The sequence below is a fragment of the Nocardia nova genome (genome assembly GCF_002933465.1).
GTDB classification, from domain to species: Bacteria; Actinomycetota; Actinomycetes; order Mycobacteriales; family Mycobacteriaceae; genus Nocardia; species Nocardia nova_B.
The window spans coordinates 1-17426 of record NZ_PSZE01000001.1 but is presented as its reverse complement, the minus strand read 5'-3'; the positions used below and the strand labels follow the sequence as shown (position 1 = coordinate 17426).

Sequence of the window (17426 nt, the reverse complement as noted above, 5' to 3'; positions counted from 1 at the left end):
GCGGATCGAGCGCTCATGACGAACGAGCATATGAAGGCCGAGCTGGCGGGAATCATCGGCGAGGCCAAACAGCAACTGCGCGTGATCGCCGAAATCCAGCGGGACCGTGCGGAATTGACCGGCACCGCGTCGGTGCGCAAGAACCGGGTCACGGTCAGCGTGAACGCCGACGGCACCGTCATCGAGACCAAATTCGGCGCCGGAATCGAGGATCTCAGTTATTCCGAGATCGCTCGGGCGGTGACCGAGGCTGCCCAGCAGGCGTCGAAGAACCTGGCGCAGCGGCATCGGGAACTGATGGCGCCGCTGCGGGAACACCGGGCCCGGTTGCCCAAACTCACCGATCTGATCGAGGGCATGCCCGATATGCGCATCCCGACCGCGCCGGAACCCTCACTGGCGCCGCCGGATTCGCCGGACCGCACGGCCGCCTACGGCGAGGATGAGCTCCGGTTCGCGGATGCGGAGACCTATCCGGTCGAACCGGAACGCCGGGTCACCGACTCCAGTTGGTGACCCGGGGTAACCGCGCATGATCGAGTTTCCCAGCTGGCTCGAGTGGCTGGGTGCGGCCATCGGGATGGAGTGGCCGCACGGCAACGAAGACGATATGTGGGCGCTGGCAGGCGACTGGCACACCGCCGCCGGCGAACTGCGCGACATCCTGAGCCTGATGGACGACGCCAAGTCCGCGACGCTGGCCGCTTACCCGTCCGGCGACGGCCAGCAGCAGATGATCGACACGTTCGACAGCATGCGCCACGGCAAGGATTCGCTGGAGGCGCTGGTGGGATACTTCGATCAGGTCGGCGATTCGGTCTACGGCGGCGGTACGCAGATCGAATACACGAAGCTGATGTTCTATTCGACGCTGGTGATCACCGCCGCCGATATCGCCGCGGTGTGGATCTTCCCGCCCACGGCTCCCGCGGAGGAAGCCGGCATCATCGTCGCAACCCGCGTCGCGGTGCGGATGATGATGCGCCGCGTACTCGACGCCATGGCCGGGTGGGCGGGCCGGTTGGCCGAGAACGCGTTGGTGCGCTTCATGTTCCGACATGTGCTGCTGAATGCGGCCCTCGGCGCGATTCAGGATTTCGCGGTGCAGCAGTGGCAGGTGTGGGAGGGGCACCGCAAGAGCATCGACTGGCAGCAGCTCGAGGTCACCACCTTCGCCGCGGGTGTCGGTGGCGCCGCCGGCGGCGCCTTCGGTGAGGCGATGGGCAAGAAGTTCGGCAACGCCTTCCGCAACGAGGTCGGCGACGTCACCTCGAAGTGGGGCGTCAATCTGACCCGTGCCGGGATCGGCGCCGGATCGGGCCTGGTCAACTCGGTGGCGGCCTTCGGCGGCTCGGTCGGCTGGCAGTTCGCCTCCGACCTGGCACACGGTGATCTCGACACCGCGCTGAAGAACCTGAAGAACACCCACGTCGATTGGCGCATGTTCAGTGCCGGTGCGATCACGGGCGGGGCGTCGGCGCTGAATCACAATTTCGCGCACAGTCATTTCGAGAACTCGCCGTTCTGGAAGCTGAACGCGCCGCGCGCCGATCTGGGCAATATCGGTGATGTGCACGGCTTCACCCACGACGGCACCGTGCCGAACGAGCATGTCGACCTGTCGAACGGCAACGGCGCTGTGCCGCACGGTGATTCGTCTACCGGCACGGGCGGCGAGCCGGGATCTTCCGGGTCCGCGCGCGGCGGGCCGGTGACCAACGGTCACGACAGCCATGCGGGTGCGCCGACTACGACGGCGGGCGCTCACGAGCGTCCGGCGTCCGATACCGGTGGTACGCCGGAACAGTCCGTGCCACAGGATCATTCGGATACCTCGGAGACCACACCATCGACTCCGGCGGAGCGTTCCGGGTCGGAGGGCTCGAGTTCGCCATCCGAATCCGCGACTTCCAGCGGTTCGGTATCCGATTCGTCGCCGACACCGCCGGCCCGCAGCGAGGTGCCGGGCGGCACGCACGATTCCACGACCGCGGACACCGCGGCGCCGCCGGGCGGCGGCACGCACGAAACCGTGACGCCGACAACGGCTCCCTCCTCCGAATCGGCCTCCCATGCGCCGGAGGCTGTACCAGCAGGCAGCGAAGCGGGCACGGCCGCCGGTCCTGCCGCATCGTCCGGACCGGCCGAGTCGGCGAGTTCCGCCGCCGCCTCGGGTCCGGCCGCATCGTCCGGCCCGAGCGCGTCGTCGGGATCGAGCGCGCCGGGCCCCGGAGCCTCGACCGGTTCGAGCGCGACAGCCGGTACGTCGACGGGCTCCACGGCCGCATCCGCAGCGTCGCCGATCGACGCTCGTGGACCCGCGTCCGGCGGTGCCGAGGCGGCCCGGACCGGTGAGGTGCGCACGCCCGACGCCAGAGCCGCCACCGACGGACGTGCCGCCTCCGATCTCGGCCGCGGTGCCGCTACCGACGCCCGTCCGCAGGGCAGAGCCGGTGCGGCCGACCCGTCCGCGGCACGCCCCGCTGCCGATCCGCGGATGCAGGCTCGCGTCGGCGACTCCGAGGGTCCGCGCGCCGCGACCCGGCCCGGTACGAGCGAGGGCGAACGGGTCACCGCCAAACCGGACCGTGCGGATGCCGCCCAGCCGCGAGACCGCGGGGAAACTGCACAGCCGCAAGACCGCGCCGGTGCCGGCCCGCGCAGGGACCAACCGCGTGGTACCGAACCGACGCGCGCGAGCGAGCGTCCCGAAAATGCCCGCACCCCAAGCAAATCCGATCAAACCACCGCGCCACGGCCGGACCGACCGGCGTCCCGCGACGTACCACGCGCACCCGAACGGCAGTCCGCGCCACTGAGGGATGCGGACGGTGCCGGAACGCGTGATGAGGCCGCGACGCGTGATGAGCCCGGGCGTGACGACACCGCGACGCGCGACGAAGCAACTGCGGGTGACCGCCGAGATCCGCGCGATTCGACCGAGCCCGCGCAACGCGACGCCGAGCGGCGCGATGCCGACGCGTCGACCCCGCGCGATCGGGACGAGACGGTCCAGCGGGACCCCGACCGGCGTGACACCGGCGCGTCCGCCCCGCGCGATTCCGACAGCGCCGAGCCTCCGGTAGGTGAGCATGCCGGCCCGAGGGATGCCGAACATGCCGGTCCACGTGATTCGGACGGTGCCCTTCCTCTGGATGACCGTGCGCCCGCTCGCGATTCCGACAAGGCTGTACCGGGCGCCGGCGAGTTCCTTACCTCCCGGGACGGGGACTCGGCGGTTCACGCCGATGCCGCAGTACCCCGCGACGCGGATTCGGGCGTCTCGAACCACCCGGACGAGCCGGGTGTGCGGCACCATCCGGCCGAGAACGCCGAAGCGGCTACACCGCGCGACGACACCGGCGATCCAGCGCGAGACCCGTCGCATCCGGACGAGGCCCGATCCGAACACGATGCCGCGCAGGACACATCGAACGCCGAATCGGGTGGACCACGCCGGCGCCCCGCGGCCGACGCGAACCACGACGGTACGGTGCGCAAACCGGTTCACGACGAGGACGGTGAAGACGGCACCCGGCACGACCGTGACGAGGCGAGCGATGACCGGCCCGAAGACCAGTTGGTGCCGGGCGCCCCGCCCATGCCGGCGCCGATCGGCGACCACCAGCCGGCGCGTTCGGCGCGGAGCGAGCAGCCCGATCACATCGGTGCGCCGGAAGCGGCGAAACCGGCAACTCCGCGGCCGGAGTCGACCCGCGGCCGCTGTGCCGAATTGGCGCTGAAGCTGATTCGCGATCTCACCGGCAGCAAGACGATCCGGCTGCCCGAGCGGGCGGTCGGGCCGGAAGGGATGACCGCCGCGCAGGTCCAGGCGGACGCCGGTGGCCGAATGGTAAAGGTCAGCGACCACGACGCGATCGCCCGACGTCTCTCGCGGATGCGCAAAGGAGCGTCGGCGCTGGTGGTCGACGGCTATCACGCCGGTCCCGGTCGCCGAGTCGTCGGTGCGCACGCCTACGTCATGGTCCACGAGGGCGGCGGGCGAGTCGTGGTGCGCGATCCGAGTACGGGTGTGGTGACCGACCACCCGGCGAGCGTGCCTTCGGATCTGCACGACACCCACATGATCCTGTTCGACCACCGTGGGCGTCCCATCCATCCGCTCACCCCGGAACATCGGGAAGCCCTTGCGCGGCAGCAGGATCCGGCCGCCGTGCGAATCCGGCAGGCGCTCGACGACAACGTCGGCCGGGTGCACGAACTGTTGCTCCGAACACCCACCGGCAGAAGGATTCTCGGCGAACTCACCGATCGCCGCTATCGCGAGCACATCGATCAGGGGGCACACACCGACGGCAGATCCGGGTCGTTCCGGCGCCGCGACATCACGGCGGTCCTGTATGCCGAGGGTCGCGGTCAGATCGCTCAGGCACTCACCCTCGCGCACGAGAGCGTGCACGCCGAGCGCTATCTCAACGGCGAATCTCCTGCCGATCGACCCCTGGAGCTGTCGCGCGACGACTACGTGCGCGAAATGGTGCACGAGGAGGCGATGGCCTCCGGCCGCCGGTTCCAGCTGGCGGCGGAATTGCGCGAACTCGGTTACGACATCGCCGAACACCCCGCCGAGGTCGCCTACCGCCATGCCTACGAGCGCGCACTGCGGGGGCTCGCGGGGCCGGAAGCGCACGAGATCGCACATGAGGTGGCGGTCGACCATCTGCGCAATTACCTCGAGCATGTCCCGCCGAACGACAGTGGCCGAACCTACGCCGATCACTACCGCGATATCTGGGATCGCGCGCACGACGGCGCCCGCACTCCGACCGATCAGAGCATCCGCTACGTGCCCGACGATCCGGTGGTCCGCGACCGCATCCGCTCGGCCGTACTAGAGCGGCATATCGCCACCGTGCGGTTGAACGAGCATGCGCAGGAGCTGGCCCACGTCGCCGACCGGGTGGCCGATCGCATCCCCTACGACCCGACGATGCGGCGGGATATGGTGCAGCATTTGATCTCCGATCAGCTGCGCACTATCGACCGCGAACTCGGCCGCGACGGCCTGCCGCCGGAGCGCCGCGCCGAGTTGCGTCGGCTGGCACACGATCTGCGGCGGATGTCGGACCTCGTCGATCGGCATCACAATGCGCTGGCCGAGGTCGACCGGCTGCGGGCTACCGCTGCTGCGGACGTCGCGCGCCGGCTGCTCGGCGACATGATCGCCGATGCCCCGGGCGCCGAAGTCTTCGGTGATCATTTCGCGGTGATTCCCGGTGAACCGGAACGCATCATGGTCGCGGCGGCACCCGGCGATCACGAGCGGGTGCTGCGGGCGGCGCCGTCCGAGATCGTGGAACGAATGGCCCGCCCGGGTGTCGAGCCCGAATACCTGACCGTCGACACCCGCCACAACGGCGAGATCCGCTACGAGCGGGTCGACCAGCCCGGTGCCGCCCGGGACGAACCCGCCGAACCCGTCGAGCCGCAGGACCTCGCGGCCCAGGCTTCCGAGGCGATCGTCACCGAGCTGGAGCGCAAACTGGCCGAGGTGCCGGTGGGCATCTGGGCGGTCGACACGTTGCACGCCCGGGGCGTGACCATCGAACACGACTCCGGTGGCGGTCATCGGTACGAGCCCGCGCGCAACCGGCTCACTCTCGATATCGGCGGCACCGACGGCGAACAGATGGCCGCGTTGGTCCACGCCGCCATCCATGCCGAGCGGGCGCACGAGCGCAGTACCGCCGATGGTGTGCTCGACCGCGATCGGATGTCGCGCGAGGACTACGTCTCGCACCTGCTGGACGAGGAAACCGACGCGCACGCAATGGAATTCAACGCACTCGCGCAGTTGCGCGAGGCGGGCCACGACATCGCGACGAGTCCGCTGGAGCGGATCTACCGCGACGCGTTCACCGCGGCCCGCGAGCGGGCAGCCGGGCGCGACGACCTGCCGGGCGATGCGGCGGCGCGGGCCGCCGAACTGGACCGGATCGCGAACCAGGCCGGTGTCGACGCCATTCGCCCGGCGATGGGCGATCATGCGCCCGACGGCGGCGCGAGCTACGCGCACGGTTACGGCGAGGCGTGGGATTCCGCGCATCCGCCCCGGGACGACTCGGGCGACGGGCAGCAGCCTCGCTCACCGGCCGGTCCGCCCGAGCCGCGCGACGGGGGCGGGAGGAGCTACGCCAACCACTACGGCGGCGACACCAGCTATGGCATCAAGGGATGGGTGACCGAGCACGGCGTGCTGCACGTCGAGGTGCGCGTCGGCCCCGATACGCCGTCCGGACGACAGATGTTCCGGGATCTGATGAACGAGCTCGGCGACGGCGTCGACGCGATCCAGGCCGAATGGTTCGACGGTGGGGCGCTGACCGACAATCTGGACAGTTTCAATGCGGGAGTACAGGAGGGGCTCACGCCGGAGGAGGCCGCGCGCCGTACCTTCACCGGCATCCTCGCGGAGGAACTGGGCTACACCGAGGTCACCTTCGGCGATCCGGATCTGCCGGGTGACTCCGGGCTCGGAGGCCGGCTCGGTGAGAACAGCGGCGTCACAGTCGTTTTCCGCCATCCCGAAGGGTTCGACGGCACACCGCACGTGACAGCAGATTCCGCGAAGGGACACGGCCCCGAGAGGCCGGAGGCATCCGGCGACGTGCGTGATCCGGCGAACGAGGAGGTCTTCACCGGCGGTGCGATCCGGCCGCGCGATGTCTACCACGACGACGCCTGGGCGCGTGCGGCATACGAACGCTTCCGCTCCGACGACAGCGATATCGGCGATATCGCGGACAACCTGGCCGGTACCCCGCGCGCCGACGGCCGGATCGGCTTCACCCGCGATGAGATCGCACAGCTCAAAAACCACCTGATGCGCGCCGAGCATCTGCTGAGGGACTATGAAAAGGGTGGTCTCACGCGGCAGCGGTTCGATGCATCGGCCGATATTGCCGAGGCGTGGATCCGGTTGCGGTCCGGCAAGCCGCTCCCCGAGGACATCGTGCTACTCGAGCACGAACTCCGCGAGGCGCAGTACATGGTCGACCATCCGGATGCGACCTACGCCGCGGCGCACGACCACGCCAACGAGCGCTTCAATTGGCAGGACAACATTCCGGGGCGCACCGGTGAGCGCTACGACACGCTGTGGAGGGAAGAGGATGGCACTGATGGTGTTCTACGACCGGATCAGGGAGGATCCGACCGAGGTGGAGTATCGGTTCGGGACTCGCGAGGAGCACCTGGATCAGCGGCTGATCATCGACAAGCAGGCCAGAACGTTCCGGGATCAGGACGACCGGACGCAGGGGATCACGAGAGCGGTCGCGAGTCGAATCTTCGGCCGGTATCGGGCCGAGGGCACGTGGCCGGTGAGGGGCATGATCCAGGCGTAACCGACGGACCGCGGCGCCCGGAACAGTCGGGTGGCCGCAATACCGCGGAGCCGCCGCGTCGCGGTGAGCTGGTCGTCGATCTCGGTGGTGAACAGGTGCGGATGCGACTGATCGCCGACGAGGCCGGGCGATGGAAGGTCGAATCGGTCGAACCTGTGGAGGGCGGACAGCGCACGTCGGGTACCAGCACGGAACCGGCGAAGCCGGGGCGGCTGCGTTCGTTGTGGCACCGGCTGACCAGTGGCTACACCGGGCACAATCCGAAATATCCGTCCGGCAGTGGTCAGGACGGCAAATACCAGACCGAGATGACCGAGGATTTCGGGCATCTGTTCGACCTTCACGCGCTCGAAACCCTCGGCGACCACGACATCAGCATCAACTACGCACGGTTGCTGAAGGAGTCGTTCACGCTCTGGATCAACCGGGAACACGCTCCGCTGCTCAACCGCTTCACGGCACGGATGGAGCTGCAAGCGGGCGACCACATTCCGATGCGCGCCCGCGACGGGCGGGAGTACGCGTACTGGAACGAGGACGCGGACCCGGCCGAGGTCGCCGCGATGCACACGTATCTGCGCGATATCGGGCTGGGCCATCTGGTCGATGAATCGCAGCCGCAGGACCTGCCCGGCCATTCCGCGCCCCAGCACGGTGAAGCCGAAGCACCGCAGGGCAATCCGGCCGACGAGTTGCGGGCCGCGGCCGATCGCCTGGGCATCGGCCTGACCGATATCAGTCCGGAGACGTTGCGCCGCGCACTCGATACCGCCGAATACCAGAATCTGCGCCGGGCCGCCGTCATCGAGGCCCTGCGCGACGCCGCGCACCGCTACAACGCCGAACACGCCGATATCCCGTATCGGCCGCAGTCGATCACCGACCACAATCCGCTCGGCCGGTTCCTCAAGGAAGTAGTCATCGCCCAAGGCGACGATCCCGGCCTGCTGAACTGGCGGGGCGTGAACAACGGCGCCGAATCCGGCCGCGACTTCGATGTGCTGAACGTCGAAAACCCGGACGAGCGTATCGAATACGACCCCGAGGACGAGTCGGGCCGCGACCAGGGCCTGCGGACCTACTTCGAGAATGCGCTGCGCCGCGACCAGATCCGCGACGAGCGGGCGACCTGGGCGGATCTGCTCGCCGCCGAACTGTCCCGGCTCGAACCGGACCAGCTCGACCGCGCGTTGAACGACCTGCGTGACGGAGTCCACGAACGCGCCGGCGAGATCCGCGATTTCGCCGACCAGGTGGCGCGGTTCCGGGAACGCTTCCCCGCCAACGATATTCGCGAGCTGCCGCCGCAGCTACCGGGTGAGCCGGGCCGGCTGGTGGTCCTGGACGTGCACGGCGACCACGAACAGACGCTCGCCGGCGCACTCGATCGCTATCCCGGTCTCGCTGCCCGCCTCAACAGCGGTGACGTGCGGGCGGAGAAGTGGACCGTCGTCGTCGACGCGAACAATCAGGCGCACGTCCGCCACGTCGGCGATATCGAGGGCCGGGCTATCTCGGTGGACGTCGAGGGGCGGCAGCTGGACGGGCTGCTGGTCCGCGACGCCGACGGCACCTGGCACGTCACCCAGCCGCCCGGCGAACCGGCCCCGGTCGTGCCGCACGCCCGCACCCCCGAGCACATCCGTTCCGTCCGAGACGATCTCGCGCGCGAACTCGGCCTGGACCCCGAACAGGTCACCCCCGAACTCATCGAACACGAGCTGCGCGCCAACGACCTGCGCGCCCTGCAGATCGAGGCCCTGCTCGACCACGCGCGCAGCAGCGACGCCATCGAGTCCTTCCACGATCTGGCCAATGCGCGCGACCGGCTCGCGCAGACCACCGGCATCGACGATGCGCAACACGCGACGCCGGAGCGGGTCGCCGAGTCGATCGCCGATCGCGGCACCCGCAACGCCCTGCGTCAGCAGCAGGTCGAGCAGCTGGTCAAGTACTACGAGAAGCTGGCGAGCTATCTGAAGGGGCGGGGCGAGGACCCGGCGCACCTGGTCGAGGCCCGCGACGATCTCGTGCGCGCGCTGGGCGGCGAACCGGAGGACGTATTCCCGAAGAAGTACTCGAAGGAACTCGACTATCAGCGCAATCCGCAGGGCATTGATCCCGGCGAGCTGACCTCGCTGATCCGCGGCCGACTCCGCGACCCCGGTACCGGCGCGGCGCTGACCGATTTCATCCGGACCCTTGCGGACACGGACCCGTTCACGACCGGTCTGCGTTTCGATCCCGCGACCGATCCGCGGGTGTTCGACGGTGAAGTGCCGATGCACGATCCGGAATCGTTGACCCACCTGCGGGAGATCATCGGTGACGGGCAGCGGCTGTTCGGCACGCCCGACCCGGATCGGCCGGTCGCCTCCGGATCGCGGCCGAATCGCGATTGGGCCCGGCTGCTCGGCCACGACCTCACCGATGCCACCCCGGAGCAGTATGTGCGGGCCTACGAGGCCTATCGGGACGGCAAGATCGAAAAGCACGAGCGGCTCACTCCGGCACAGCGGGAGCAGGTGCACCGCGAACTGCTCGCGGACGTGCGACAGCGGGCCGCCGATCTGAAGGCGCTGGCGGAGCTGAACGATCGCTACCACCGGGCGGTCGCCGATCTGCCGGAGAACCGGCAGGCGAGGATCGATCGGCTCAGCCGGGAATGGGCGGCTGCCTGGACCGAGCGCGAACGGGCCCGCAGCTATATCGAAAACCATGCCTACGAACTCCGCGTCACGCCGGAGGAGTTGCTGGCCGACGACCTGAAAAACGGCTCGGCCCTGCACGATCTGTTCGACGAACTGGGTTCGCGCACCGTCCGGGGCGAGAATCTCGCCGACTACCGGAGGCGGTTCGAGGAGTTCACGCGCCGGCACGAGGCGTTGTTCGAGGCGACGCGCAGATTCCACGACAACGACGTGCGGGTGGCGGATCTGGACGCCGAGCTGCGCGCGGCCGTGGCACGCGATGTGGAGCTGTCCGAGGGCGACGACGGCGCGGCCGCCGCCCCGCCGCAGGGACCGCCGTCGAAGCCGCCCAGCTCACCGGGGGAGGGCGCGCAACCGCCGGAGCCCGGAGGCGGGGAACCCGAGGGAACCTCGCCGCAGACGCCCGGCAACCGCGCCGCGGGCGAATCCGCATCGACGCGCTCGGAACCACCGCATCCGGGCGACAACGACACCGCCGCAGCCGATTCCGGTGCAACCGCACCTGCGCGCATCGAGTCCCCCACCGAATGGGGCATACGGATGCGTGCGGAGAACGCGAGCTGGGACGCGCGCATGGCGGCCCGGCATGCCCTCCGCATGCGCGAACTCGCCGACGAGATGGTCGCCCGCGATCCGGACGGTCCCGAAGGTCCGACAACCTGGGCCGCTCGGATGCGCGCGGATCAAGCGGAATGGGAGGCTCGGCAAGCCGCCCAGCACGCCGACTGGCTGTGGAAGATCGTCGGCGACCACCGCGGGCCCACCGAGCCGGCGCCATCGTCTGCCGCACCACACGACCCGAAACCCGTTGCGGCCGAGCCGGAATCGACACCCCGGGCACCGGATCCGGCGAGCGGAGTCGACAAGCCGCGGCCCAGTGCCGAGGTGCCGATGCGGGATCCGGCCGGGACCGAGCTACCGCAGTCGGAGCGGCAGCCGGAGAAGGGGGAACAGCGGCAAGGGGCATCGAGAGTCGAGGGCGCGCAACCCGACGCGATCGATGCCGCGCTGGCCGAGCAGGATGCCGCGCACAGCGAATTGCGCCGGATCGCACGAGAACTCGGCCTTCCCGATCACGGCAACGCACGTGATCTGGAGGCCGCGATCCTGCGCCGGATCGAGGACGAGTCGGCCGAACATCAGGCCACCATCGCACGGAACGACCTGCGTCCGGACCAGTGGGCCGCCGCCCGCGACCGGGCCCAGCAGCGGCTGAACGAGCTGTACGGCCTGCGCCGCGAGATGATGCGCGCCGCCCGGGATTACCAGGCCGCCCGGATCGAGGAACGGCAGCTTCGTGCCGCGAATCCCCAGCGCGCGCAAGGTCCCGGCGAGCGGGCGTCCGCCGGCGGCGAGGAGCGTCCCACCGCGAAACCTGCAGAACAACCACCGGCCGGTGACGAGGGCTCCGCCGGCAAACCCGGCGACGAGGAGCCGGGTGCCGATTCCGGTGGTGACGACGACGGCACGGGTGGTTCACCCGCGAAGCCGGGGGGTGACCGGCCCGGCGGTGCCGCGCCGCGGGCCGAGGCGGAACCCGGCGCGCAGCCCGCCCCCGATGCGGCCGGTGGCGGGACCGATGGTGGCACCGGCGGTAAACCTCCGACGAATGGAGGTCCGGACGACCCCAGCCCGCCGCACGACGGCGACGGCGGGTCCGACAACGTCCCGATACCACCGGATTCGAACACCTTGGCGCTCCCGCGAGAGTCCGAGCCACCCGCGCCGCACGGTGGCGAACGGCCCGCGCGCGAGGCGTGGCATCAGGACGGCCCACAGCGGGAGCATCGTCCGGTGACGCGCGCCGTGCGAAAGGCGCTGCGGGATCTGGCGGATGCCGGTGCCACGCGAGTCCGCGCCTGGACGCGAATGACCGCGCGCGCTCACGATCTCGGCCTGCGGCCGGACGAGATACGGCGCGAGATCCTGCGCGAGACGATTGCCCGCACTGCCGATGCCGCCGCCACCGCGCCCGCCGTTCGAAGCGAATTGCGTGATCTGCTGGGCGATCTGGACCGCGGCACGCCCCGGCTGGAGGTGGACCGGCGAGCCGCGCGCCTGGGTGTGCCATTGCCATCCGACCATCAGGTCGCCGACGCGATCCGAGACCGGTTGGCACCGCCGGCCCAGCGGCGTGCCGAGCTGTCCATCGAACTCGGCGATCGCCACACCGTTGATCTGCACCGGCTGGAGCGGCTCGCCCGCGAATTCGGCGTCGACCCGCAGGGGCGGTCGCGGCCGGAGCTGCAACGCGCGGTCCGGGATGCGGTGAACAACCATCGCGACACCATCTCCGAGCGGCGGCGGCGCGTGACCGTCGAGTTGGTGGACCGGTATCGCACGGCGTCGGCGAACGAATCCGCCCGCCGGGCCGCTGCCCAGCATGCCGCCGAACGCGAAATGCTGCAGCTGCGAGCCGGTTTCGACGACCGCGGCCCGCGTATCTCCGGAGTCTCCTACCGCCGCTTCCGGTTCGACGCCCCCACCCACATGCGGGTGGACGGCGCCCCGGGCGAGCGCGGCCGATGGGTCGGGGTCGGCGCGGGCCGTGATCCGGAGCTCCGGTTGCCCGCGCGGGAGCGGGCCCGGCACGCGGCCGAGGGGTTCGACGCCGTCTACTACCGGCTCGAACTGGACCACAACGGCCGGATCTGGGTGAGCGAGCACTATCCGGCATCGACGGAACCCGTTGCCGCGCGGCCTGATCCGGTGCGCCGTCCCGGTGATTGGATCGTCGGCGGCGACGCGCACGAACACGAGCCGGGCACCCGGGCGCTGCGCGGACAACTGCGTGACCTCGGCGCGGAGCTGGGTCGCCGAAACGATCAGGTGGACAAGAACTTCGCCAAGATCGTCCAGCTCGCCGAACATCTGGGTATCGACGACGCCTGGCGGATGCGGCCGCGCGAGCTGGCCGGTGCGGTGCGCGATCTGGTCCTTCAGCGCCGGGCCCGGGCCGACGAACTGTGGAATCGCGCGGATATCCCACGGGCCGATCTGCAGAAGTTCTTCGCGGATCGCCGCGCCGAGGAAGCGCGGGCCGAGGAGACCGAATCGCTCGGTAAGGCCCTGCTGGGGCTGTTGCGGGTGCACGATCAGACGTTGGTGGCCGCACGCGACCGGGTGGCGGCCGACGCCGCGCTACTCGCTGCTCGCGATGTCCTGGCCGGTCACGAGGGCCTGCCGCTGGCCGCCGCGGGGCGCCCCGTGGACCCGGTGAACCCGAAACCGGAAGTGGCGCGGCTGGTTCCGGGCAGCGATGGCACACCGGCCCGGCTCGTGGTGGTGGCGCCGGGTGCGAATCCGGATCATGTGCTCGACCCCGCTGTCCGCCGCGCGTTGCTCGGCGCCGACGGCGAATTCGTGTTCCAGCAGGTTCGCGTCGACGCCGACGGACACATTCGGCTCAGCGACATGCACCCGCCCCCATCGGAACTCGACGGCGCCGCGCACCGCCCGGCCGAACTCGAGCAACCGCGTCGGGCTGGAGCCGAGTCACACGCGCCGGGATCCGGCGAGCTGGACGCGGAGGGGCCCCGTCCGGCGGACAACCCCGAGCCGGCGGCGGACCCGCAGGCCGCGCTCGACGCCACAGTGCGCGAACGCGCCCACGTGGCAGCCGATCTCGAGTTCTGGCGCAGTAAGGTCGACCATCGTGCCGACCCGTTCGGGGATGTGGATCTGAGCCGCAACCGCTGGTCGGAGACCTTGCGCCAGTTGCGCGGAGACACCGGGCGCTACGTCAGCGACAGCGCGGGCCCGGACAGTCCCGACGTCGCGCGACACGAGCAGCTCAATCCGGAGCAGGAGCGGGAACAGACCGACCACGTCGACAAGCTGGCCGAGGCGCTGGACCGGCTGTTCCATTTCGAGGACCGGCTCGACGCCATCGACCGCGAGATCCACGACCTGGAACAGCGGGGTGCCCGACACGACGCGTCGCAGGCCGAAGCGGTCCGCGACGAGCTGGGCCGGGTGGCCGACGAGCACCGGGCCGCGGTCCAGCGGGCCAAACCGTTGCGGCGCATCAGGGATGAGCTGTCCCGGCTTCTCGACGACCCCGCGCGGCGCACCCCCGAGAACCTGCGCCGGCTCGCCGATGCCGAGGACGCGGTGGAGCGCGCCGAACACGAGATCGATCGCTTCAACGACGAGCGGGTCGCTCTCACGGGTGCGTGGCCCGATGCCGTCGCCGACCACTGGCGGGCCGCGGTGGGCACGGACCAGACACCGGCAGTGCGCCGGATCAGCGAGAACGTGTGGGTGGACCACGGTCGCGCGCCCGACGAGGACGGAACCGGCGGCCGCCCGGCCCGCTTCATCGTCGTCGCGGGACGCGCCGCATTCGACCATCCGGACGTGCCGGTCCGCGCCGACGATCCGGACGGACCGCGACGACCGGTCGACGACCGCCTCGACGCTCCGCTGCTGGATGCGCTGGCGCGGCATCCCGATCTGGCTCCGCTGCTGAAGGACCCGGCCACCAGCATCGATCGGCTGTCCGTCACCGGTGAGCTGGCGGGCGGCGATCGCGACGGCGCCGGTCAGATCCGCGCACGGGTCGAGACCATGGCGCCGGTGGAGATCGAGCGCACGGGGCTGCCCGCGCACGGCCGCCTGGGCGAAGACGCGCTGCCGTTCGCGGGCGACACGATGGTGCGCTGGCACGGTGCGGACGGACGCTGGCATGACACCAGGGAGGGGCAGGCCCGCGGTTTCCGCGCCTACCAGCCGGAACTGCCGCGCGGCACCAAACTGGACAAATACTGGCAGAAGGAGGTCGACGGCTGGCGGCTGCCGCCCAAGGGGTGGGCGGCGTTCGGCGGTACGGACAACTCCCACATCCCGTACCGGCAGCGGGAGGAGAAGATGCCGGACGGGTTCAGCGGCACGCTCGGCGCCGAACCGTTCCAGAACATGGTGGAGCCGTTGGTACTTCGGCTCCTGACCGATCACTGGCCGGAGCTGAGCTACGAGCAGATCCTCACGCTGAGCGAAGCCGGCCGCGCCGAATTGTGGTGGCATCAGGGACCGGGACCGAAACCGGAGCCGCCGCCGGGCTGGGACGAGGAAGCCCATCACGGCATGCCGCTCGACGGCGCGCTGTACACCATCGGGAAGCGGTGGGTGCAGCTCTACGACATGGCGCGCAAGCACCCGTGGGTGCTGGGTCCGCTGCAGCGCCGGCCGGAGATCGGGGAGTGGGTGCGCGGGCACACCACCTGGCTGCCCGACGGCGCGTTCGATCCGGATCATCCGGTGCTGCGCAAGATCCCCGTCGTGCGCTCGTTCCGTGGTTGGAAGGGCTGGCGTGCCGGGCCGCGCATCGATCTGCAGCCGCCGCATCGGCCGTGGTCGGCCGCCGATCACGTGCCGCCGCGTGACCGGGTGGAGTGGTCCACGCCGCGCCAGGACCGCGATGTGGCGCGCTGGGATGCGGTGCAGCGCTGGGCGGATCGGGTGATCGGTGAATTCGCCGACGATGCCGGCAATGCCGATGTGCACCGGATCGTCGACCTGCTGACCCGCGCCCGCGATCCGCTGCTGGACCCCGCCGGTCCCGGGGGCGCCCGGCTGGAGGCGCTGAACCTGGCGCGGCATCCGGACGGCACTCCGCTCACCCGCGCGGAACTGACCGAGCGCATCCAGTTGGTCAAGGACCACCTCATGCGCAACGAGATGTGGGTGCGCGACCACGCCGACCCGACCGGCAGGATGGTCAAGAAGACCTACGACCGGCTCCCGCATGTGGCCGACGCTTGGCTGCGGCTCACCGGCGAGGGCGACGGCGACGGCAGGACCACCCCGTACAACGAAGATCTGTTGCTGCTCGACGACGCCTACGTCGAAGCCAGGTACCTCGCCGACCACGACGACGCCACCTGGCACGACGCCGACCTGGAAGCGGCCCGGTACGGCTACGACTGGGACACCAACCGGCGCCGCCTGAGCGGACATCTGGTGATCCGCGACGGGGTGCCCGTCCACCCGGACGAATTGCCGCCCGATGCGCCCGAGCGCGACGGCGACAAGACCCTGCGGATGTCGCGGATTCCGTACGCGGTCGATGCGCCCGCGCCCGACCCCGCGTGGCTCTCGCCGCGCGAACGCCGCGCCGCCGAGATTCTCGCCGAAGCCGGTGCGCGGCAACGCTTCCCGGGGTTGCCGCGCAACCCGGTCGAGGCCCTGAAGGAAGTGGCGGTGCGCGACGCGGGGCCGCTGCGTGCCCTGCCCGCCCCAGGTGCGCGCGACCCGCTGCTGGATCTGCTGCTGCGTGCGGGCCGCGTGGAACAGCTCGCCGACGCCGATCCGGGCGAGCGCTTCGCCTGGGCGGAACGCCTCGGCGAACCCGAGTCAGCGGTGGAGCCGAGGCAGCTGCCAGACACCCTGCGGCGGCTGCGCGGCGACCTCACCCGCCGACTGGACGACCTCGGCGCGGCCGGGCCCGATGAGCAGGCCGGTGAGACGAATCAGGCCCGGCCCGCCCTCGGTGGCACCGACGAAGGTGCCACGGACGAAGGTGGCACGGACGAAGGTGGCACGGACGAAGGTGGCACGGACGAAGGTGGCACAGACGAAGGGGATACGGGCGCGAGCGGTGCGAAACCGGATCGCCCGGATCGCCCCGGTTCGGATTCCGGTGGTGCCGTGGCGCCGCATCCGGGTGAGCGGCCGCCGGTATCCGGTGACGGTCCGCTGCGGCAGCCCGGGCCGATGCAACCACACGAATTGCATTCGGGCCGAACCGAAGTCGAGCGGCTGGCGACCGAACGTGGCCGTCTCGCCGACGAACTGGGCCGGTTGCGCGCCGAATCGAAGGAGACCGGTGCCGCACCGCACCGACCTGTCCGCAGCCAGGACGACACCGAGGCCCGTAAGCGGGGAACCGACGACGCTCCGGAAGGCGGTCGGAGCAAGCCGGAACGTGCCGACGACGGTGGACAGCGGCCGGTGGCACCGGCGCGTACCGGTGATCCTTCGGAAGGTGAAGGGAGCGAGTCGAATACGGATCGCACGTCGTCCGGCGACGCCGATGCCGCGGAATCCGGAGAGAAGGGAGATTCCCGGGGGGACCGGGCGGAGGAACCGCGGACCACGCAACCGCACCCGGGTGGCCCGCGCGCGTCCGGCTCGGACGGAGACGGAACGGATGCGGAGTCCGGCGACGGCGGCCGCGCGGGTGCCGGCCGACGGGCGGGGCAGCAGCCGCCGGATGGTGGTGGGCCCGATCGCGCGGGCGGTGCGAACCCGGGTGCTCGTGATCCGCGCAAGCCGTACATCACGCCGGTCCCGCACGTCCCGCACAACGCCGAATTCGAGTGGCCGGATTACGCCTGTCTCTTATACA

At 70.4% G+C, this 17426-nt stretch carries 1 protein-coding gene and 1 pseudogene; both read left to right on the top strand.

The features are described 5' to 3' along the window. Positions 1-15 precede the first annotated feature (15 nt). Positions 16-516: a YbaB/EbfC family nucleoid-associated protein gene (locus C5E41_RS00010; RefSeq protein ID WP_104373808.1), complete on the top strand. Its 501-nt coding sequence runs from the start codon at positions 16-18 to the stop codon at positions 514-516. 16 nt (positions 517-532) lie between these two features. Then, positions 533-17426: pseudogene (locus C5E41_RS00005) on the top strand (hypothetical protein); the annotation flags it as partial.

Coding starts and splice junctions, on each gene's coding strand:
- C5E41_RS00010 (WP_104373808.1), top strand. CDS start 16: ATGACGAACGAGCATATGAAGGCCGAGCTGGCGGGAATCATCGGCGAG.